The sequence below is a fragment of the Brevundimonas sp. NPDC007368 genome (genome assembly GCF_042869015.1).
In the GTDB taxonomy this organism is placed as follows: Bacteria; Pseudomonadota; Alphaproteobacteria; order Caulobacterales; family Caulobacteraceae; genus Brevundimonas.
The window spans coordinates 44,041-62,624 of record NZ_JBIAFA010000006.1; the positions used below are offsets into that span (position 1 = coordinate 44,041).

14 protein-coding genes and 1 tRNA gene are annotated in these 18,584 nt (G+C 68.4%); 12 read left to right on the top strand and 3 right to left on the bottom strand.

Going from position 1 to position 18,584, the window contains the following annotated elements; genetic code table 11:
- The first annotated feature begins 43 nt into the window (after positions 1-43).
- The 3 genes from chpT to ACFYLW_RS13685 all read left to right on the top strand — a co-directional run bounded on the left by chpT (position 44) and on the right by ACFYLW_RS13685 (position 2,014).
- Positions 44-730, top strand: coding sequence for a histidine phosphotransferase ChpT (chpT, locus tag ACFYLW_RS13675; protein ID WP_312064063.1), 687 nt, complete (start codon positions 44-46; stop codon positions 728-730).
- 88 nt (positions 731-818) lie between these two features.
- Complete coding sequence (locus ACFYLW_RS13680) at positions 819-1,202, top strand: response regulator (protein ID WP_312064065.1); 384 nt, start codon at positions 819-821, stop codon at positions 1,200-1,202.
- Entirely contained in the window at positions 1,199-2,014 is an 816-nt protein-coding gene (locus ACFYLW_RS13685) for a protein-glutamate O-methyltransferase CheR (protein ID WP_312064066.1), read from the top strand. The genes ACFYLW_RS13680 and ACFYLW_RS13685 overlap by 4 nt, the downstream gene beginning before the upstream one ends.
- On the opposite strand, the gene ACFYLW_RS13690 is transcribed toward ACFYLW_RS13685, so the two are convergent.
- Positions 2,011-3,378 carry a metallophosphoesterase gene (locus ACFYLW_RS13690; RefSeq protein ID WP_312064068.1) on the bottom strand — a complete coding sequence of 456 codons (1,368 nt, stop codon included), beginning with the start codon at positions 3,376-3,378 and terminating at the stop codon, positions 2,011-2,013. The two genes, ACFYLW_RS13685 and ACFYLW_RS13690, sit on opposite strands and share 4 nt — an antisense overlap.
- Before the next feature lie 249 nt (positions 3,379-3,627).
- On the opposite strand from ACFYLW_RS13690, the gene ACFYLW_RS13695 reads away from it, so the two are divergent.
- From ACFYLW_RS13695 to ACFYLW_RS13705, 3 genes are all read left to right on the top strand, one after another.
- On the top strand, positions 3,628-5,874 hold the full coding sequence (locus ACFYLW_RS13695; protein WP_390183196.1) for a TonB-dependent receptor: 2,247 nt from the start codon (positions 3,628-3,630) through the stop codon (positions 5,872-5,874).
- Between the two features lie 117 nt (positions 5,875-5,991).
- Positions 5,992-7,878 carry a M28 family peptidase gene (locus ACFYLW_RS13700; RefSeq protein ID WP_312064072.1) on the top strand — a complete coding sequence of 629 codons (1,887 nt, stop codon included), beginning with the start codon at positions 5,992-5,994 and terminating at the stop codon, positions 7,876-7,878.
- A 43-nt stretch (positions 7,879-7,921) separates the two neighbouring features.
- Positions 7,922-8,944, top strand: coding sequence for an NAD-dependent epimerase (locus ACFYLW_RS13705; protein ID WP_312064074.1), 1,023 nt, complete (start codon positions 7,922-7,924; stop codon positions 8,942-8,944).
- A gap of 48 nt (positions 8,945-8,992) precedes the next feature.
- Here ACFYLW_RS13705 and ACFYLW_RS13710 read toward each other — a convergent pair.
- A tRNA-Ala gene (locus tag ACFYLW_RS13710) sits at positions 8,993-9,068 on the bottom strand.
- A gap of 123 nt (positions 9,069-9,191) precedes the next feature.
- Here ACFYLW_RS13710 and ACFYLW_RS13715 point away from each other — a divergent pair.
- From ACFYLW_RS13715 to hisS, 5 genes are all read left to right on the top strand, one after another.
- Positions 9,192-9,521: a YggT family protein gene (locus ACFYLW_RS13715; RefSeq protein WP_292084678.1), complete on the top strand. Its 330-nt coding sequence runs from the start codon at positions 9,192-9,194 to the stop codon at positions 9,519-9,521.
- Positions 9,522-9,648: 127 nt separating this feature from the next.
- Positions 9,649-10,527, top strand: a complete 879-nt coding sequence (locus ACFYLW_RS13720; protein ID WP_312064075.1) for a 3-hydroxybutyryl-CoA dehydrogenase — start codon at positions 9,649-9,651, stop codon at positions 10,525-10,527.
- Positions 10,527-11,090: a hypothetical protein gene (locus ACFYLW_RS13725; protein WP_312064076.1), complete on the top strand. Its 564-nt coding sequence runs from the start codon at positions 10,527-10,529 to the stop codon at positions 11,088-11,090. The genes ACFYLW_RS13720 and ACFYLW_RS13725 overlap by 1 nt, the downstream gene beginning before the upstream one ends.
- Positions 11,091-11,167: 77 nt before the next feature.
- Positions 11,168-12,403 (top strand): DUF418 domain-containing protein, encoded by a 1,236-nt coding sequence (locus tag ACFYLW_RS13730; protein WP_312064077.1) that lies wholly within the window; start codon positions 11,168-11,170, stop codon positions 12,401-12,403.
- 55 nt (positions 12,404-12,458) lie between these two features.
- Positions 12,459-13,952: a histidine--tRNA ligase gene (hisS, locus tag ACFYLW_RS13735; protein WP_313471833.1), complete on the top strand. Its 1,494-nt coding sequence runs from the start codon at positions 12,459-12,461 to the stop codon at positions 13,950-13,952.
- Positions 13,953-14,324: 372 nt separating this feature from the next.
- Here the strand turns inward: hisS and ACFYLW_RS13740 are convergent, their stop codons facing one another.
- Positions 14,325-16,463 carry a M13-type metalloendopeptidase gene (locus ACFYLW_RS13740; RefSeq protein ID WP_312065465.1) on the bottom strand — a complete coding sequence of 713 codons (2,139 nt, stop codon included), beginning with the start codon at positions 16,461-16,463 and terminating at the stop codon, positions 14,325-14,327.
- Between the two features lie 153 nt (positions 16,464-16,616).
- Between ACFYLW_RS13740 and ACFYLW_RS13745 the strand changes: the two genes are divergently transcribed.
- Positions 16,617-18,479, top strand: coding sequence for a cation:proton antiporter (locus ACFYLW_RS13745; protein WP_312065466.1), 1,863 nt, complete (start codon positions 16,617-16,619; stop codon positions 18,477-18,479).
- Positions 18,480-18,584: the final 105 nt, after the last annotated feature.

Below are 18,584 nucleotides of genomic sequence, written 5' to 3' on the forward strand. Positions count from 1 at the left end.
TCAGGTCAGCCTTAACCATTCCATCCAGAAGACCGCCCGAACGATGACCCTCCCTGACCTAGCTATTCCCTCGGCCGACCTCGCCGCCGCCGACCTGCCCGTGGGCGGCGCCGAACTGGCGGCCTTCATCGCTGGAAAGCTGTGTCACGACTTCATCAGCCCGGCCGGCGCCATCATGTCGGGGCTGGACCTGCTGGAGGACCCCACCGCCCAGGATATGCGCGACGACGCCATGAGCCTGATCCGCCAGAGCGCGAAGAAGATGGTGGCCCACGTCCATTTCGCCCGCGTCGCCTTCGGCGCCGCCACCACCAGCGAACACTTTGTCTCGGCCGAGCTGCGCGGCCTGGTCGCCAACCTGTCCGAAGGCGGACGCGCCACGCTGGACTGGCGCATCGACGACGGCCAGACGCTCACCAAGCCCGAGGCCCGCATCCTGATCAATCTGGCCTGGATGGCCCTTGGCGCCCTGCCGACCGGCGGCGTGGCGACCATCACCGCTCGCCGCGAAAGCGACCGTCTTCTGCTGATCGGATCGGCCGAGGGGAACCGCGCGCGGCTCAAGCCCGAGGCCCTGACCGGGCTCGGGGGGCAACGCCTGACCGAGGGTCTGGCCGGTCAGTGGATCCAGCCCTACTGGCTGTGGCTGGCCGTCAACGAGGCGGGCGGACGCCTCGATGTCGCCAGCGACGAGGGCCGCGTCGGTCTGATCGCCCGCATTCCGGCCTGATCGCGGCCCGTTCCAATCGTCCGTTAACCCCCAGGAACGATCATGGCGCGAGCCGCGCTTTGATTGTGCGCGCAGCGGGATAGAGCCCTTGGACCCCAAGACCTGTTTGATCGTCGATGACAGCCGGATCATCCGCAAGGTCGCGCGCCGCATCATCGAGGACCTTGGCTTCGAGGTCGACGAAGCCGCAGACGGCGCCGAGGCCCTGACCTACTGCATGGGCCTGATGCCCCAGGTGGTCCTCCTGGACTGGCAGATGCCGGTCATGGACGGTCTCAGCTTCCTTCGTCGCCTGCGCGACCTGCCTGGCGGCCGCGTACCCAAGGTGTTGTTCTGCACGATCGAGACCCGCGCCGACCGGATTGCAGAAGCCCTGTCCGCAGGGGCCGACGATTATGTTATGAAACCCTTCGACGGCGAGATCCTTCATTCCAAACTCGCCGAAGTGGGAGCTGTTCAGTCGCCGTCATGACGCCGGAGGATTTCGATCGCCTTCAGACCTTGCTGGCGTCCCGCGCCGGCTTTCGGCTGTCGCGCGACCGGATGCATCTGGCCGAGCATCGGCTGGGCCCCGTGGCGCGCCGCGAGGGCTACCACAATGTCGAGGCCATGCTGGCGACGCTGTGGAACAAGCCGGTCGCCTCGCTCGGCTGGGCGGTGATCGAAGCCCTGCTGAACGGCGAGACCTGGTTCCGTCGCGACCGCGCCGTCTTCGACGTCTTTTCGCGTGAACTGATGCCGGCCCTGACCGCCGCCCGGCCCGGCGGCAAGGTGCGACTGTGGTCCGCCGGCGCCTCGACCGGTCAGGAGGCCTATTCCCTGGCCATCGCCGCCCTGGAGAACAGGGCCGACGTGGAAATCCTCGCCACAGACCTGTCGCGCCTGTCGATCGAGAAGGCGCATTCGGGCCTCTACACCTCGTTCGAAATCCAGCGCGGGCTGTCGGCCCGCACCATGCTGCGCTGGTTCGAACAAGCCGATGAACAATGGCGCGCCCGTCCCGAGCTGCGCAGCGCGGTGAAATTCGAACGCGCCAACCTGCTCGACGAACCAGCCGACGAGCGCCAGTTCGACGTCATCTTCTGTCGCCATGTTCTCAGCGACCTGGAGCCGGCGCACCGCGCCCGGGTGCTCGACCGACTGGAGCGCCAGCTGGTCGATGACGGCTGCCTCTTCCTCGGTGTCGATGAACGCCCCGAGGGCGACAGCGTCGCCTTCCGTCCGGTCGCCGGCCGCAAGGGCCTGTATGTGAAGGCCCCATCGGCGGTGCGCCGCGCCGCCTAGGCCGTCAGCAGGCCTTCGGCCGCTGCCGTCTTGACCCGCACCTGCGGAACCTCGCTGAAAACCAGATCGCCGACGCCGAAATACTCGGCCTGATTCAGGGCGCACCAGTCGGTAGTGACCAGACGGATGGTTGCCCTGCCCGCGACATCGCTCGCCGCGCCATAGACGAAGTCGCCGTTGCGCTCGGGCAGGGGCATGGGTCGATCCTGATTGGCTCGCGCCATGAAGCCCGCCAGGCGTTCAACCGGGACCTCGGCGACCATCAGCTTGCCGTCGAAGCGCACCACGGCGTCGAACTCATAACGCGTCACCGGCCCCGCCGGCAGGCCGGTCCCCAGGGTGGTGTGGCCGATGAAGCCCGCCTCGGCGTCCGCCGCTCTCGCCAGCGCGGCGGCGACGGCCCGGCCGGTTTCGCCCAGGCTCATCGCGCGCGGACTGACGCCCAGCACCGCCCTTTCCTCGTCGGTCAGATGCGTCGCCAGGGTCGTCGCGATCAGATCGGCGATGCGCGCCGATGGCGCGGCTTCGCGATCCACCGCCGTGGAGCCGACCGTGATCCGCCCGTCGTCGAACAGGGTCGCCGTGGTGTAGGCGTTGCTCCACGATCCAGTGTGGGCATAGGCGCTGCGGCCCTGTTCATGCTGGAACAGCAGATGGTTGTGCCCGCCGATCATCAGCGCCCCTTCGGGCAGAAGGGGCAGGATGTCGCGATCCCCCGCCACCCCGGCATGGCTCATCACCAGCATCAGGTCGGCCCCGTCCAGCAGCCGGGCCAGGTTCGCCTGCGCCCAGTCGCCCGGTTCGGGGATCGACAGCCAGTCGCGGCTGGCCTTGGGATAGGTGTTCAGCGAATCCGTCCCCGCCCCGACGATGCGCAGCGACCGCCGGCCCAACGGCACGGTCACGGCGGCCTCGGCGTAGGGCTGGCCCGTGCGGGCGTCGATGATGTTGCTGACCACCAGAACGCCCAGCGACCGCATCCGCGCCACCACCTCATGCAGGTCCGGCGTCAGGTCGTTGTCGTGGTTGCCCAGGTTGACCACCGTCGGCGCCAGCTTCGGCAACTCGCCCAGGAAGGCCCAGTCAATGGCTCCGCCCGAGCGCACCGAGACGACATTGCCGTGCTCGAAGATGTCGCCGTCGATGGCGATCAGGTGCGGAACATCCGATCCTGCGATTTCGGCCTCCAGCGCCGCCAGCAGCTGTCCCGTCCGCTCATAGGCCGAGTGCAGGTCGGACATGGCCAGAACCCGACTGATCGCCTGCGCGCCCGCCGACGGGGCCGACGCCCCCAGGCCCGGCGCTACGACGGCGACGGCCATCAGCTGAAACAGGCGACGGCGGTGAAGGCTGGAAGTCGGCATGCGCGGGTCCCTGTCAGGCCGCGCCCGGCGCGTCGAGAGTTTCCTCGCCAGAGGCGGCGCAGCCCTGCCGTTTCGCATGGGACTTTGCGCCGCACAATGCCGGGACGCCCCCGTCATCGCCTGATGCGTCAGGTTTTCCGGCAGCGTGTCCGTGTCGCGAAAGCTTCATCGAGCCAGCGCTATCGAAGCTGGCAAAAGCGTCGCCGCAGACCTAGGCCCCTCGCCAGTTTCAACGAGGACCCTCCCCCCATGTCCCCTCGCCTCTCCGCCCTCGCCGCTTCCGCCAGCGGCCTCGCCCTGCTCCTCGCCGCCCCGGCCATGGCCCAGACCGCTGACGCCGCCGCCGAACAGGCCGTCGCCGTCGACGAGATCGTCGTCACCGCCCAGCGCCGCAGCGAGAACATCCGCGACGTGCCCTTCGCCGTCACGGCGATGAACACCGAGACCCTGACCGCCATCTCGGCCGGCGGCGCCGACATCCTCAGCCTGTCCGGCCGCGTGCCCAGCCTGCAGGTCGAAAGCTCGAACGGCCGCTACGCCCCGCGCTTCTACATCCGCGGCCTCGGCAATGTGGACTTCGACTTCACCGCCTCTCAGCCCGTCTCCATGGTGATGGACGACATCGTGCTGGAGAGCGTCTACCTGAAGGGCTTCCCCCTGTTCGACGTCAAGCAGCTGGAAGTGCTGCGCGGTCCGCAAGGCACCCTGTTCGGCCGCAACACCCCGGCGGGCGTGATCAAGATCGACACCACCAAGCCGGGCGACGACTTCACCGGCTACGGCTCGCTGACCTACGGCAACTACGGTTCGACCCGCGCTGAAGCCGCCGTCACCCTGCCCGCCACGGACACCCTGTCGGTCCGCGTCGCCGCCCTGTGGAACCACCGCGACGACTACATCAACAACGCCTATGACGCCCCCTTCGCCAAGAAGGACGGCAAGGATCTCGGCAATTTTGACGACATCGCCGGCCGCGTTCACGTCGCCTGGACCCCGACCGACCGCCTGTCGACCCTGCTGACCCTGCAGGCCCGCGACTACGAGGGGACGGGCACGATGAACCGCGCCAACGCCCTGACCAAGGGCTCCAACAAGCTGAACGACAACTTCGACCGCGAGACGGTCTGGTACGATGGCGGCCGCAACAACTTCCAGAAGCAGCAGACCACCTCGCAGTCGCTGCAGGTCGCCTATGACTTCGGTCCCGCCACCCTGACCGGCGTGGTCGGCTCCTATCAGGGCTCCAGCCAGGGCGACGGCGACATCGACGGCGGCGTGGCCTCGGCCCCCGCAGGCTCCGGCTACAAGACCCCGTTCAACGTCGAGTCCGGCACCCTCTCCAGCGACCTGCTGCAGAACACCTATGAACTGCGCCTGGCCTCGAACGGCGACGGCCGTCTGGGCTGGCAGGTCGGCGCCTTCTACTGGGACGAGCGCATCAACCTGGTGTCCGGCACCTTCAACGGCACCGGCGGTCTGATCCCCACCAAGGCCACCGACATCGTGCAGAAGTCGGACTCCTGGTCGATCTTCGGTCAGGCCAACTATCAGGTCACCGACGCCTTCAAGATCACCGGCGGCGTGCGCTACACCGACGATAGCCGCGACTATCACGGCAAGATCGTCATCGGCACGCCGGCCAACGCCGAGGGCCGGGTCTCGGTCGGCGACGAGCAGGTCAGCTGGGACGTCAGCGCCCTGTATGAGGTCAACGGCAGCCTGAACCTGTTCGCTCGCGTGGCCAGCGGCTATCGCGGTCCGTCGATCCAGGGCCGCAACCTGCCGGTCCTGACCACGGCCGAGGCCGAGACCGTCATGTCCTACGAGGCCGGCCTCAAGTCCCGCCTGTGGAACGGCCGCGCCCGTCTGAACGCCACGGCCTATCTGTATGACGTCAAGGACATGCAGTTCACCGCCATCGGCGGCATCGACAACTCCAACCGCCTGATCAACGCCGACAAGGGTCAGGGCTACGGCCTGGAAATCGACGGCGACGTCTATCTGGGCGCGGGCTTCACCCTGGCCGGCGGCGTGGCCTGGAACCACACGGAGATCAAGGACAAGGACCTTCTGGTCGCCATCTGCGGCAACCACCTGTGCACCATCACCGATCCGATCGTGAAGGTGGGCGCCAGCGACCGCGCCGCCATCGACGGCAACCCCTTCCCCCAGGCGCCGGAGTACACCGCCAACCTGACCCTCTCCTATGTCCGCCCCATCGGCGACGCCCAGGAGCTGTTCGCCTCGACCGACTGGGTGATGCAGAAGGACTTCAACCTCTTCCTCTATGAGGCGGTCGAGTTCCGTCAGGACGCCAACTTCGAGGGCGGCCTGCGCGCAGGCTGGCGCGACCTGAACCGCGGTCTGGAAGCCGCCGCCTATGTCCGCAACATCACGGACGAGGCCAACGTCATCGGCGCCATCGACTTCAACAACCTGACGGCCTTCGTCAACGAACCGCGCATGTACGGCGTGGAGCTGTCGAAGCGCTTCTAGCGCCTTCACGGCTGGTCACATCGGAGGGCGGCGGCGGGGCGACCTGCCGCCGCCCTCTTGCCATCCGACGCCAGCTTGGCCTTACTGGCTCCGGGATCAGGGGGAGTATCTTCTACAATGCGGCTGGCCTTGCTGTTGGGATCATTGACGCTCGCCTTCTTGCTGGCGGTCTGGACCACTCAGGTTCCCCGACCCCGTCCCCTGGATGCGCCCGTCGCCGCCTTTTCGGCCGCCCGGGCCATGACCGACATCGAGCAGATCGCTCGCGCCCCGCACCCGGTCGGCTCGGCCGAGCACGCCCGCGTCCGTGCCTATCTGAGCGACCGCATGACCCAGCTGGGCCTGTCGCCGGAGGAGCAAAGCGGGCCGCTGTCGCCCGGTTCGATCCGGCGGCTGAAAAAGGAAGGCGGCGATCCGCAGGCCGCAAACAATCAGGCCATCAATCTGATCGGCGTCCTGCCCGGCAAGGACCGCAGCCAGCCCGCCGTCATGCTGATGGCCCACTATGACACCGTGGTCGGCTCGCCCGGCGCGGCCGACGATTCCACCGGCGTCGGCGCCGTGCTGGAGGCCGTCCGCGCCATCAAGGCGCGCGGCCCCATCGAACGCGACCTGGTCGTCCTGCTGACCGACGCCGAGGAACTGGGTCTGGACGGCGCCCGCATCTTCTTCGGCGGGCACCCGCTACGCGACCGCATCGGGTCGGTGGTCAACCTCGAGGCGCGCGGCGGCGGCGGTCGCGCCGCCATGTTCGAAACCGGACGCGAGGCCGGCCCCACCGTCGACCTGTTCCGCCGCGCCGCCATGCGCGCCGACGGCGGGACCACCGCCACCTCCCTGGCCGTCTTCATGTACGAACAGATGCCCAACGGCACCGACTTCACCGTGCCCAAGGATCGCGGCGTCGGCGGGCTGAACTTCGCCTTCATCGGCCGCCCGGCCCAGTATCATGCGGCCGACTCCACCCCCGAAAATCTCGACCAGGGCGCCCTGCAGCATCTCGGCTCTCAGGCATTGGAGGCCGCCGACGCCCTGCTGCGCGCCCCCGCCCTGCCCGCCAAGGGACCGAACACCGTCTATGCCGACGTCTTCGGCCGCCTGATGCTCAGCCATTCGGCCGCCATGGGCTGGGGCCTCCTGGGCCTGACCGCCCTGCTCGGCGGCTTCGCCGCCTGGCGCGCCCGACGCGCCACCGGCCTGACCGCCGCACAGGTCGGACGCGGCCTGCTGGACGGGCTGTGGTTCCTGTCCGCCGGACTGGTCCTGGCCCAGGCCGTGCGCCTGCTGGCCGGGCCGATGTCGAGCCGCGCCGCCTCGTCCGAAACCTACTATGTCCTTCTGCATCGCCTGCCCTGGATGGAGGCGGGCGCCGTCCTGACCATCCTCGCCCTGGCCCTGCTGTTCCTGACCGGGGCGCGCCGGTCACGTCCGCGCGTGATCGCCGGGACCGTCGCCGTCCTGACGCTTCTGACCCTGCTGATCGGCGGCTTCAGCCCGGTCATGCTCGGCGCGGGCGTCATCGCCGCCGCCCTGTCGCTGTGGCCGGTCAAGGCCACCACCACGACCTGGGGCGCCTGGCTGGGCCTGATCGCCCTCGTCTTCCTGCTCGGTTGCGTGGTTCAGGGCGCAGCGCCCGAGGCCGCCCTGCTGTTCGTCTGGCCCGCCCTGCTGGCCGCCGTCGTCGCAGCGCTCGCTGCCCTGATCAGCCCCGGCCTGACGCGGCCCGTTGGCTTGATCCCCGCCGCCGTCGCGGGCGTGCTCGGCGGCGCCTGGCTCATGGGCCTGGGCCATTTCGTCTTCCTCGGCGTCGGCATGGACCTGCCCGGCGCCCTGGCCCTGATCGGCCTGCTGGCCCTGCTCTTCCTGCGCCCCCTCAGCCCGCCGGTCAGCGCGGTCCGCCCGGTGCTGATCGGCGCGGCCGCCTGTCTGATCCTGGCCTGCGGTCTCAGCCTCGCCGCCCGTTTCGCCGAGCCCGCGCCCGCGGCGACGGAGACCCAGTCCTGACCGCCCGCTGGCGAAACCGCGTCCAACCGTCTATCGCAGCCCGATGTCCACCGATCCCGTTCTCGTCACCGGCTCCGCCGGCTTCATCGGCTTTCACACCGCCCGGCGGCTGCTGGAGCGCGGCGAGACGGTCATCGGTCTGGACAACCTCAACGCCTATTACGACCCGGCACTGAAACACGCCCGTCTGGCCCAGCTTCAGCCCTACCCTGCCTATCGCCACCACACCCTCGATCTGGCCGACCGCGACGGCGTCGCCGCCCTGTTCGCCGAGCACCAGCCGCGCCGCGTCGTCCACCTCGCCGCCCAGGCTGGTGTCCGCTACAGCCTCGAGGCGCCCGAGACCTATGTGGACTCCAACGTCGTCGGCTTCCTCAGCATTCTCGAGGGCTGCCGCGCGGTGAAGGCCGCCAACCTGGTCTTCGCCTCGACCAGCTCGGTCTTCGGCGCCAACGCCGCCCTGCCCTTCTCGGTGCGTGACCCGGCCGACCACCCGCTGACCGTCTATGCGGCGACCAAGCTGGCCAATGAGGCCATGGCCCATTCCTACGCCCACCTGTTCGGCTTCCCGGCCACGGGCCTGCGCTTCTTCACCGTCTATGGACCGTGGGGCCGCCCGGACATGGCCCTGTTCAAATTCACCCGCGCCATCCTCAAGGACGAGCCCATCGACGTCTACGGCGAAGGGAAGATGTCGCGCGACTTCACCTATGTGGACGACATCGTCACCGGCGTGATCGCGGCCCTGGACCGCCCCGCCGCCATCGACCCGACCTGGGACGCCACCGCCCCCAACCCGGCCACCAGCGGCGTCGCCCCCTGGCGCATCCTCAACCTGGGCGCCGGCCGCCCGGTCGCCCTGATGCGCTACATCGAGGTGCTGGAAGAGAAGCTGGGTCGCAAGGCGAAGCTGAACCTCATGCCCATGCAGGACGGCGACGTGGCCAATACCGAGGCGGATGTCGCCGACACCCTGAAAGCCCTCGACTACGCCCCCTCGACCCCGGTCGAGGACGGCGTCGGCCATTTCGTCGACTGGTACTGCAACTTCTATCGGGAAAACTGAGCGGGCGCGCACACGCGCCGTCTCGACATCCGATTGTCTGAAAAGCCCTGGTGGAGCCGAGGGGAGTCGAACCCCTGACCTCGTCATTGCGAACGACGCGCTCTACCAACTGAGCTACGGCCCCGACCGACAGGCAGATGCCGGAGATAGAGGGCGGCGCGGGGGAGTGTCAACGGGTCGCGGAGGAATCCTTGGCGTTCCCGCAAGGCCCCGCTAGAAACAGGTCTGCTTTCAAGGGAATTGGTTCATGGGCATCGGCGCCGGCGTCATCGGCTTCATCTTCTTCGTGCTGGGCGCGCTGCTGCAGCTTCTGCTGTTCGCCATCATCGCCAATGCGATCCTCAGCTGGCTGTTCGCCTTTGACGTGATCAACTATCGCAACCGCTTCGTGGCCCAGGTGGCCGAGTTCCTGGATCGGTTCACCAGCCCCATCCTGGCCCCGCTGCGCCGGATCATCCCGCCCCTGGGCGGCATCGACCTGACCCCGATCGTGGCCCTGCTGATCATCCAGGGCGTGCAAGGCTATCTGCTGCCGCCGCTGTATCAGGCGGCGCTGGGTCTGGCGGGCGGCTACTAGGTCGTTGAGACTCGGACACGGGCGGTCAGGAATCTTAATCCCGCCCCATTCCGCCCCTTGCGCCCGGCGGGCGGGCTCCTAAGGTGCGCGCGACGGGTCCCCGCGGGACCGCAGATTGCGCGTATTTATGACCACGATCAAGACAGTCGCCGTTATCGGCGCCGGGCAAATGGGTTCGGGCATCGCTCAGACGGTGGCCGCCGGCGGCTATGAGGTGCGGCTCTACGACCTGTCGGCCGAGCGCATTCCCCTGGCCCAGGGCGAGATCGCGGCCAGCCTGGCGCGGCGCGCCGCGCGCGGGCTGATGACCCAGGCCGAGGCCGATACGGCCCTGACGCGGATTCAGCCCGTCGCCTCGCTGGCCGAGGCGGCCCAGGCCGATCTGATCATCGAGGCGGCGTCCGAGGACGAAGCGGTCAAGAAATCGGTCTTCGTCGACCTGCTGCCCCACCTGCGCCCCGACACCCTGCTGGCGTCCAACACCTCGTCCATTTCGATCACGCGCCTGGCCTCGGTCAGCGACCGGCCCGACCGCTTCATCGGCCTGCACTTCATGAAGCCGGCGCCGACGATGAAGCTGGTCGAGATCGTGCGCGGCATCGCCACCTCGGCCGCCACCTATGAGGCCGCCGTCGCCTTCGCCGAGAGCCTGGGCAAGATCACCACCGAATCCGAGGACTTCCCCGCCTTCATCGTCAACCGCATCCTGGTGCCGATGATGAACGAGGCCATCTATGTCCTCTACGAAGGCGTCGGCAACGTCGCCTCGATCGACAAGGCGCTGAAGCTGGGCGCCAACCATCCGATGGGGCCGCTGGAGCTGGCCGACTTCATGGGCCTGGACGTGGTCCTGGCCATCATGAACGTGCTGTACGACGGTCTGGCCGACAGCAAGTACCGCCCCTGCCCCCTGCTGGTGAAGTACGTCGAGGCCGGCTGGCTGGGCAAGAAGAGCGGCCGTGGCTTCTACGACTATTCCGGCGCGACGCCGGTCCCGACCCGCTGATGCTGCGCCTCGACCGGATCGAGGACCTCCCGGGCCTCAAGCGCGTCGCGCCGCGCCGTTCGACCCAGAGGTTCGTGCTGGCCGCCCTGGCCGCCGCCGCCTGGCCGCCGCTCATTCTGACCCTGGTCGTCTGGCCGCCGGAAAACTGGGCCTCGGGCGTCGACACCGACTGGCGGCTGGTGTTGCTGGTGCTGGGCCTGATCGCCGCACCCGTGGGCCTGTGGCTGCTGCGACAGACCCATGAGCGGGTCGGCCGCCCCTCGACGCGTCTGGGCGTGGTCTGCCGCTTCATGGTCTTCGGCGGGCTGCTGGCCGCTGCCGTACAGACCCTGATCGCCCTGGTCATGTCCCTGTTGTCGGTGATCGCCTCGCAGAGCCTGGTCCAGGGGCTGGGCGCGCTGGAGACCACCCTGCTGATCTTCGGCGTCGCCGGTCTGCCGCTGGCGGTGCTGGTAGGCGTCAGCTACGCCCTGTGGGCCGGTCTGTGCGTGGCCTTCATCGCCTTTGCGCCCGCCCCCGTGGTCAAGGGCCGCATGGGCCTGATGCCGAACGGTCAGCCCTGAACATTACCGCGTTTTAAGGTGTCGGCGCCGCCCGCAGCCCGCATGACCGGTCTCCTCGACGGGGGAAAGCCGACGCCATGACTGATCAGATCCTTCTCGCGGACAGCCCGCAGCCCGTGGCCGCCGGCGCGCGCATCCAGACCCTGGACGTCCTTCGCGGCGTGGCGGTGCTGGGCATCCTGGCGGTCAACGCCGCCGCCTTCGCCCTGCCCATGTCGGCGGCGATGTCGCCGGAGCAATCGCCCTTCCCCCTGGTCGGCGCGGCCGCCGTGGCCCAGTGGACGGTCGAGGTCTTCTTTCACCAGAAGTTCGTCACCCTGTTCTCCATGCTGTTCGGCGTCTCGATCTTTCTGGTCGGCGGTCAACGCGGGGACGAGGCGCGCGGCCGCGTGCTGCGCCGCCGCCTGATGTGGCTGGCCCTGTTCGGCGTCATCCACGGCGCCGCCTTCTGGTACGGCGACATCCTGCTGCTCTACGCCTGGTCGGGCCTGTTCATGATGCTGGTGCGCTCGATGTCGGCCCGTTCGCTCATCCTGTTCGGAGCGGCGGCCACACTGGCCCTGGCCACCATGCAGGCCGCCACCATGTGGCTGACGGTCAACGGCCCCGCCGCCCTAGTCGAGGCCATGAGCGACGACAGCATGGACCTGGCCGAAGGCGCTGTCTCCGCCAGCATCGCCGCCTATCGCAGCGGCTGGCCCGCCGGCCTGATCGAGAACCTGAAAGCCTGGGGCATCCTGCAAAGCGCCAGCCTGTTCGGCTATGTCTTCGCCACCATCCCGCTGATGATGCTGGGCCTGGGCCTGTTCAAGGCCGGCTTCTTCCATGGCCGCTTGCAGACCCGCGTCTATCTGACCCTGCTCGCGGTCGGCGGCGCGGTCCTGGCCCTGCTCGGCGTGTTGGAATGGCGTGAAATCACGGCCGGACCGGGCGTTGAAGCCACCCATGGCTGGGCCGAGGTCGTCGCCTCCTACCCGATCTTCATCACCCTGGCCTACGCCAGCGGCCTGATCCTGCTGACCTCGCGCGGGATCATGTGGGTGCGCCGGATCTTCGCCCCCGTCGGGCAGATGGCCTTCACCAACTATCTAAGCCAGACGCTGATCATGTGCACCCTCTTCTACATGCCGTGGGGGCCTCGCCTGATGGGACAGGTCGATTACCCGGCCCAGTGGGCCGTCGTCGCCGCCGTCTGGGCCCTGCAGTTGATCTGGTCGCCGCTGTGGCTGAGCCGGTTCCGCATGGGGCCGCTGGAGTGGCTGTGGCGCCGCCTCAGCTATGGCCACGATCTGCCTCTACGCCGCGCCGTCTGACCAAGACGCCGGACAGCAAGTTGCAGCCGGTCCGCCGATGGCTTAATCGCGCGGCATGACCGACGAAGCCCCCATCCGCCCCGAAGCCCGCTCGCCGCGCGGGTTCGCTGACCGTCGCGGCCGCGACCTGACCGCCGAACGCCGCATCGTGGCGCGCGTGTCCGAGGTCTATGAACGCTGGGGCTTCGAGGCGCTGGAGACCCCGGCGTTCGAGTACGCCGACGCCCTGGGCAAGTTCCTGCCCGACGCCGACCGCCCCAACGAAGGCGTCTTCGCCCTACAGGACGACGCCGGATCGGACGAGCCGGGCGAGTGGATGGCCCTGCGCTATGACCACACCGCGCCCCTGGCCCGCTTCGCCGCCCAGAACTGGGAGACCCTGCCCAAGCCCTTCCGCCGCTATGCCTACGGCCCGGTCTGGCGCAACGAGAAGCCCGGTCCCGGCCGCTTCCGCGAGTTCTGGCAGTGCGACGCCGACACCGTGGGCTCCGACCGCCCCGAGGCCGACGCCGAGATCATCGCCATGGGCTGCGAGGGCCTGCGCGCCGCCGGTCTCGGCGGCGGCCAGTCGGTCATCCGCGTCTCCAACCGCAAGCTGTTCGACGGCCTGTTCGACGCCGGCGGCGTGACTGACTCGGTCCAGCGCCTGACCGCCCTGCGCGCCGTCGACAAGTACGACCGCCTGGGTCTGGAGGGCGTGCGCGCCCTGCTGGGCGAGGGCCGTCTGGATGAATCCGGCGACTACACCAAGGGCGCCCGCCTGCCTGCCGCCGTCATCGGCGCGGTCGAGGCCTTCCTCGTCTCGGCCGAGACCCCCGGCCTTAGCCGCGCGGGCGTGCTGGACGCCGTGGCCAACGCCGGCGCCGGCCTGGGCGCCGCGGGCGAAGCGGCCCTGGCCGAGCTGTCGGCCATCGACCGCGCCCTGACCGCCATGCGCGTCGGCGAGGCCGAGGTGAAGTTCGACCCGACCATCGTGCGCGGTCTGGAATACTATACCGGCGCTGTGTTCGAGGCCGAGCTTCTGCTCGACACTAAGGACGACAAGGGCCGCACCGTGCGCTTCGGCTCCATCGGCGGCGGGGGCCGCTATGACGACCTCGTGGCCCGCTTCACCGGCCAATCGACCCCGGCCACCGGCTTCTCATTCGGCGTGTCGCGTCTGGCCTCGGCCCTGCGCGCCGCCGGTCGCGGCGCCGACGATGCGACGCGCGGCCCCGTCGTGGTCATCGTCTTCGCGGAAGACGACATGCAGCACTATCTCGACGCCGTGTCCGAGCTGCGCGCCGCCGGCATCGCCGCCGAGCTCTATCTGGGCCGCGCCGGCATGAAGGCGCAGATGAAATACGCCGACCGTCGCGGCGCGCCGGCCGTGGTCATCCTCGGCGGCGACGAGCTGGCCGCCGGCGAAGTCACCATCAAGGATCTGGACGCCGGGCGCGCCCGCGCCGGCGCCATCGCCGATAACGAAGCCTGGAAGGCCGAGCGTCCCGGTCAGCAGAAGGTGGCGCGCGGCGACCTCATCGCCACGATCCGGTCCATTATCGAATAGTCTTCGATTAACTTTTGGCGCTGAGCGTGTATTATCGACGTTCAGTCACGAAAGACCTGCCTTTTGGCATGGACATGATTGACTTGCCCCCGGCCTTCGCGTCATTTGGTCTCACTCAGGAGGCGCAGCGATCAAACGCAGCGACATCTTGGAGGCGTTTCGGGGAGGAAACGTCCGCTCCTTAGAGAGCGTGAAAGCCCGCTGCGATGTATCCCCCGCAGCGGGCTTTTTCATGCCTGACATCCAGCAGCTCCGCCTTCGGACGACGACGCGACAGCCGATTGTCGAACAAGTTTCGATAGCCAGCGGTTAGCCATGAAAAAGGGCCGGAGCGGCGACGCCCCGGCCCTCTTCATTCGTCAGACGTCACGCTTACCAGATGCGGACGCGGTCTTCCGGCGCGAGGTAGTACTTGTCGCCCGGCTTGACGCCGAAGGCTTCGTACCAGGCGTCGATGTTGCGGACCGGGCCGATCACGCGGAACTCGGCCGGGCTGTGCGGATCGGTGGCGATCTGGTTCTTCAGCGCGTCCTCGCGGTACTTGGACTGCCAGACCTGGGCCCAGCCGTAGAAGAAGCGCTGGTCGCCGGTCACGCCGTCGATCACCGGCGCGGGCTTGCCGTTCAGCGACAGATGATAGGCCTCCAGACCCACCGCCGTGCCGGCGGCGTCGCCGATGTTCTCGCCCATGGTCAGACCGCCCTGGACGTGGAAGCCCGGCAGGGGCTCGAACTGGTCGTACTGGGCCCCCAGACGGGTGGTCAGGGCCTGGAAGTTGGCCTTGTCCTCATCGGTCCACCAGTTGCGCAGCACGCCGTCGCCGTCGGACTTGGAGCCCTGGTCGTCGAAGCCATGGCCGATCTCGTGGCCGATGACGCCGCCGATGCCGCCGTAGTTGACCGCCGGATCCGCGCTCGGATCGAAGAAGGGCGGCTGCAGGATGGCGGCCGGGAAGACGATCTCGTTATTGGCCGAGTTGTAGTAGGCGTTGACCGTCTGGGGCGTCATGCCCCACTCGGCCTTGTCGACCGGCTGATTCAGACGGTTCAGCTGATAGTTCCACTGGAACTGGCCCAGACGCTGGGTGTTGCCGAACAGGTCGTCGGCGCGGACTTCCAGGGCCGAATAGTCGCGCCACTTGTCCGGATAACCGATCTTGACGGTGAACTTGCGCAGCTTCTCCTGGGCCGCCGCCTTGGTCTCCGTCCCCATCCAGGTCAGGTTGTCGATGCGGTGCGACAGGGCGGTGCGCAGGTTGGCGACCAGCTCTTCCATCTTGGCCTTGGATTCAGCCGGGAAGTATTCGGCGACATACAGGCGACCCGCCGCCTCGCCCAGCGAACCTTCCGCGAAGCTGATGGCGCGCTTTTCACGCGAACGCTGCTCGGGCTGGCCGGACAGGTCGCGCGAACGGAACTCCCACTGGGCGTCCGAGAAACGCTTGGACAGGCTGCCGGCGGCGTCGTCCGTGGTGTGGAAGGCCTGCCAGGCCTGCAGGGTGTCGATCGGCGTCGCGGCGAAGATGGCGGCGATCTTGGGCATGGCCGTGTTCTGGCGCACGATCAGACGATTGACCGAGCCCAGGCCGGCGGCGTTGAAATAGCCGGTCCAGTCAAAGCCGGGCGCCTCGGCGGCCAGGGTCTGGATGGTGTATTCGTTATAGGTCTTGTCGCGGTTGCGGTTCTCGATCGGGGTCCAGTGGGCCTCGGCGATCTTGGTCTCCAGCGCGACGATGGCGGCGGCGTGACCGGCCGGGTCCGCCCAGCCGATGTTGGTCAGCATCCGCTCAATATAGGCCTGATACTTCTCTTTCTTGTCCGCGAAGCGGGCGTCCAGATAGTAGTCGCGGTTCGGCAGACCGATGCCCGACTGGCCCGTCGTCACCGCGTAGCGGGTGGGGTTCTTCTGGTCGATGGTGATGCCGGTGCCGAAGAAGGACGAGCCGACGCGGCCCTGGGTCTGACCCATGTAGGCGGCGATCTTCTCATGGGTGTCCGCGGCGCGGATGGCGGCCAGGTAGGGCTGCAGCGGCTGGGCGTCCAGCTGCTCGATGCGCGCCTCGTCGATGTAGCTGCGATAGGCGTCGGCGATCTTGGCCTCGTCCGAGCCCGGCGTCAGGTCGGTGCGCGCGACCAGACCCTGGATCAGGGCCTTCATGCGGTTGTCCGACAGTTCCCGCAACAGCGGGAAGGAGCCGTAGGAGGTGCGATCGGACGGGATCTGCAGCTTGTCGAAGGCCGTGCCGTTGGCGTAGCGGAAGAAGCTGTCACCCGGCGAGACCGAGGTGTCGCGGCCCGACAGGTCAAAGCCCCAGGTTCCGTACTTGGGGGCGTCCGTGCCGACCCAGCCGGCCGGCGCAGCGCCGCCCTCGGGCGCCGAGGCGCCGTGGAACAGTTCCACGACCGTGCAGCTCTCGTCCACGCAGGCGTGGTCGTGGCCGTCTTGCGCCGCCGCCATGCCGGCGGGCAGGAACAGGGCGCCGACAGCGGCCCCGATCAGCAGTTTCTTCATAAGCAAATCCCTCGACTAACCCATGCTCAGGTTCGGCGCGGACCCTAATCCCGCCTTGAGCGCCCCGGCGTCTTAAAAAAAGTTCATGAAAGACGCGAGCGGTATCGCCAGAACGTGATCGCCTGCATCACAGTGCGACCTTACGGAGGATCCATGGGCCAGGCGCACGGCGGCGAGTATCGGGACCTTGTGGTCTTTCTGGCGGCCGCGGGCGTGGTCGTGCCACTGTTCAACCGCCTCAAGATCAGTCCGGTTCTGGGCTTTCTGGCCGCGGGCGTCCTGCTGGGCCCCGACGGCCTGGGCCGGTTCGCCCAGACGCACGGCTGGCTCGGCTGGCTGACCATCGGCGATCAGGCCCAGATCCGCCAGCTGTCGGAGCTGGGCGTCGCCTTCCTCCTGTTCATGATCGGACTGGAGCTGTCGTGGGAACGGCTCAAGGCCATGCGTCGCCTGGTTTTCGGACTCGGCATGCTGCAGATCGCCGTCTGCGCCGTCGCCATCGCCGTCGTCTTCATGGTTCTGGGCCAGCCCTTGGCGGGGGCAGCGGTTCTGGGCATGGGACTGGCCCTTTCCTCGACCGCCGTGGTCATGCCGGTTCTGGCGGCGCAGGGCCGCATCAACAGCGAGACCGGCCGCGCTTCCTTCGCCGTGCTTCTGGCCCAGGACGTGGCGGTGGCGCCCATCCTGATCACCGTCACCGTTCTGGCCACCTTGGCCCAAAGCGCCGCATCCGGCGGCGCCGTAGAGCCCGCCGCCCTGGGACGCGCCCTCTTTACCCTGCTGCCGGCCGCTGGCGGCCTGTTCCTGATGGTCTTGCTAGGCCGGCTGGTGCTGCGCCCCATGTTCCGCTCGGTGGCCCGGGCCCAGCATCGCGGCGAGGGCCGTGAACTGTTCGTCGCCGCCTGCCTTCTGGTCGTTGTCGTCGCCGGGTTGGGGGCCCAGGCGGTCGGCCTGTCGATGAGCCTGGGCGCCCTCGTGGCCGGGGTGCTCCTGGCCGAGACCGAGTTCCGCCGCGAGGTCGAGGTGGCCATAGATCCCTTCAAGGGCTTGCTGCTCGGCGTCTTCTTCATCGGCGTCGGCATCGGCCTGGATCTGGACGCCGTGGCCGCCGACCCCTGGACGGTGCTGGGTCTGGCCGGCGGCCTGATCCTGTTGAAGGCCTTGATCATCTTCATTCTGGCGCGCGCCTGGGGCCTGGCGGCGCGTTCGGCTATCGAGACCGCCCTGGTTCTCGGCCCGGCGGGCGAATTCGCCTTCGTCGTCCTGTCGACCGGCCTGGTCGAGGGCCTGGCGGACCCCGACCTGACCCGCAAGGCCATGCTGGCGGCCACCCTCAGCATGTTCGCCGTCCCGCCCCTGGCCGTCCTGGCGCGGGTGTTGACCCAAGGCGCCGCCCTTCCGCTTGAGACCGACGCTGAGGGCCTGTCGCCGGACGGCGCCGTCCTGGCGCCCGACGGCGCCGTCCTGGTGGTCGGCTTCGGTCGGGTGGGCCGACTGGTGGGCGAACTTCTGGCCGAGCACGACCAGAGGTTCATCGCCCTCGACGCCGACCCCGCCTCGGTTCGCTCCGGCCGCGCCGAAGGCTTCGAAGTCTATTTCGGCGACGCCGCCCGGCCCGAGATGCTCAACGCCTGCGGCCTGGAATCCGCCCGCGCCCTGATCGTCACCATGGATAGCCCGACCAAGGTCGATGAGGTGGTCAAGGCCGCCCGCGCCCTGCGCCCCGACCTGATCCTCATCGCGCGCGCACGCGACGACCGACACGCCGCCCGTCTTTACGCCCTGGGCGTCACCGACGCCGTGCCGGAAACCACCGAGGCCAGCCTGCAACTGGCCGAAAACACCCTGGTCGACCTCGGCGTGCCCATGGGGCTTGTGCTGGCGTCGATCCATGAACGCCGCGACGGCTTCCGCAGAACCTTCCAGGCGGCCGCGCCCGATGATCGCGGCGCCCGCCCCGCCCGGGCTTTCAGAAGCGTGCGATCCGCGCTCTCGCCACCGACCGGGAATACGTGACTACGTAAAAACCCTTATGTAGATTGACCTTAAGGCCAAGCTTCAGCAAGATTTGAGCGCGGTTCGTGACCCATTTTGGTCAATGTTCGGTGATGAAAGTTCGCC

Excerpts from the sequence above, each read along its gene's own strand:
- chpT (WP_312064063.1), top strand. The coding sequence starts at position 44 with ATGACCCTCCCTGACCTAGCTATTCCCTCGGCCGACCTCGCCGCCGCC.
- ACFYLW_RS13685 (WP_312064066.1), top strand. The coding sequence starts at position 1,199 with ATGACGCCGGAGGATTTCGATCGCCTTCAGACCTTGCTGGCGTCCCGC.
- ACFYLW_RS13690 (WP_312064068.1), bottom strand. The coding sequence starts at position 3,378 with ATGCCGACTTCCAGCCTTCACCGCCGTCGCCTGTTTCAGCTGATGGCC.
- ACFYLW_RS13695 (WP_390183196.1), top strand. The coding sequence starts at position 3,628 with ATGTCCCCTCGCCTCTCCGCCCTCGCCGCTTCCGCCAGCGGCCTCGCC.
- ACFYLW_RS13700 (WP_312064072.1), top strand. The coding sequence starts at position 5,992 with ATGCGGCTGGCCTTGCTGTTGGGATCATTGACGCTCGCCTTCTTGCTG.
- ACFYLW_RS13705 (WP_312064074.1), top strand. The coding sequence starts at position 7,922 with ATGTCCACCGATCCCGTTCTCGTCACCGGCTCCGCCGGCTTCATCGGC.
- ACFYLW_RS13715 (WP_292084678.1), top strand. The coding sequence starts at position 9,192 with ATGGGCATCGGCGCCGGCGTCATCGGCTTCATCTTCTTCGTGCTGGGC.
- ACFYLW_RS13720 (WP_312064075.1), top strand. The coding sequence starts at position 9,649 with ATGACCACGATCAAGACAGTCGCCGTTATCGGCGCCGGGCAAATGGGT.
- ACFYLW_RS13725 (WP_312064076.1), top strand. The coding sequence starts at position 10,527 with ATGCTGCGCCTCGACCGGATCGAGGACCTCCCGGGCCTCAAGCGCGTC.
- ACFYLW_RS13730 (WP_312064077.1), top strand. The coding sequence starts at position 11,168 with ATGACTGATCAGATCCTTCTCGCGGACAGCCCGCAGCCCGTGGCCGCC.
- hisS (WP_313471833.1), top strand. The coding sequence starts at position 12,459 with ATGACCGACGAAGCCCCCATCCGCCCCGAAGCCCGCTCGCCGCGCGGG.
- ACFYLW_RS13740 (WP_312065465.1), bottom strand. The coding sequence starts at position 16,463 with ATGAAGAAACTGCTGATCGGGGCCGCTGTCGGCGCCCTGTTCCTGCCC.
- ACFYLW_RS13745 (WP_312065466.1), top strand. The coding sequence starts at position 16,617 with ATGGGCCAGGCGCACGGCGGCGAGTATCGGGACCTTGTGGTCTTTCTG.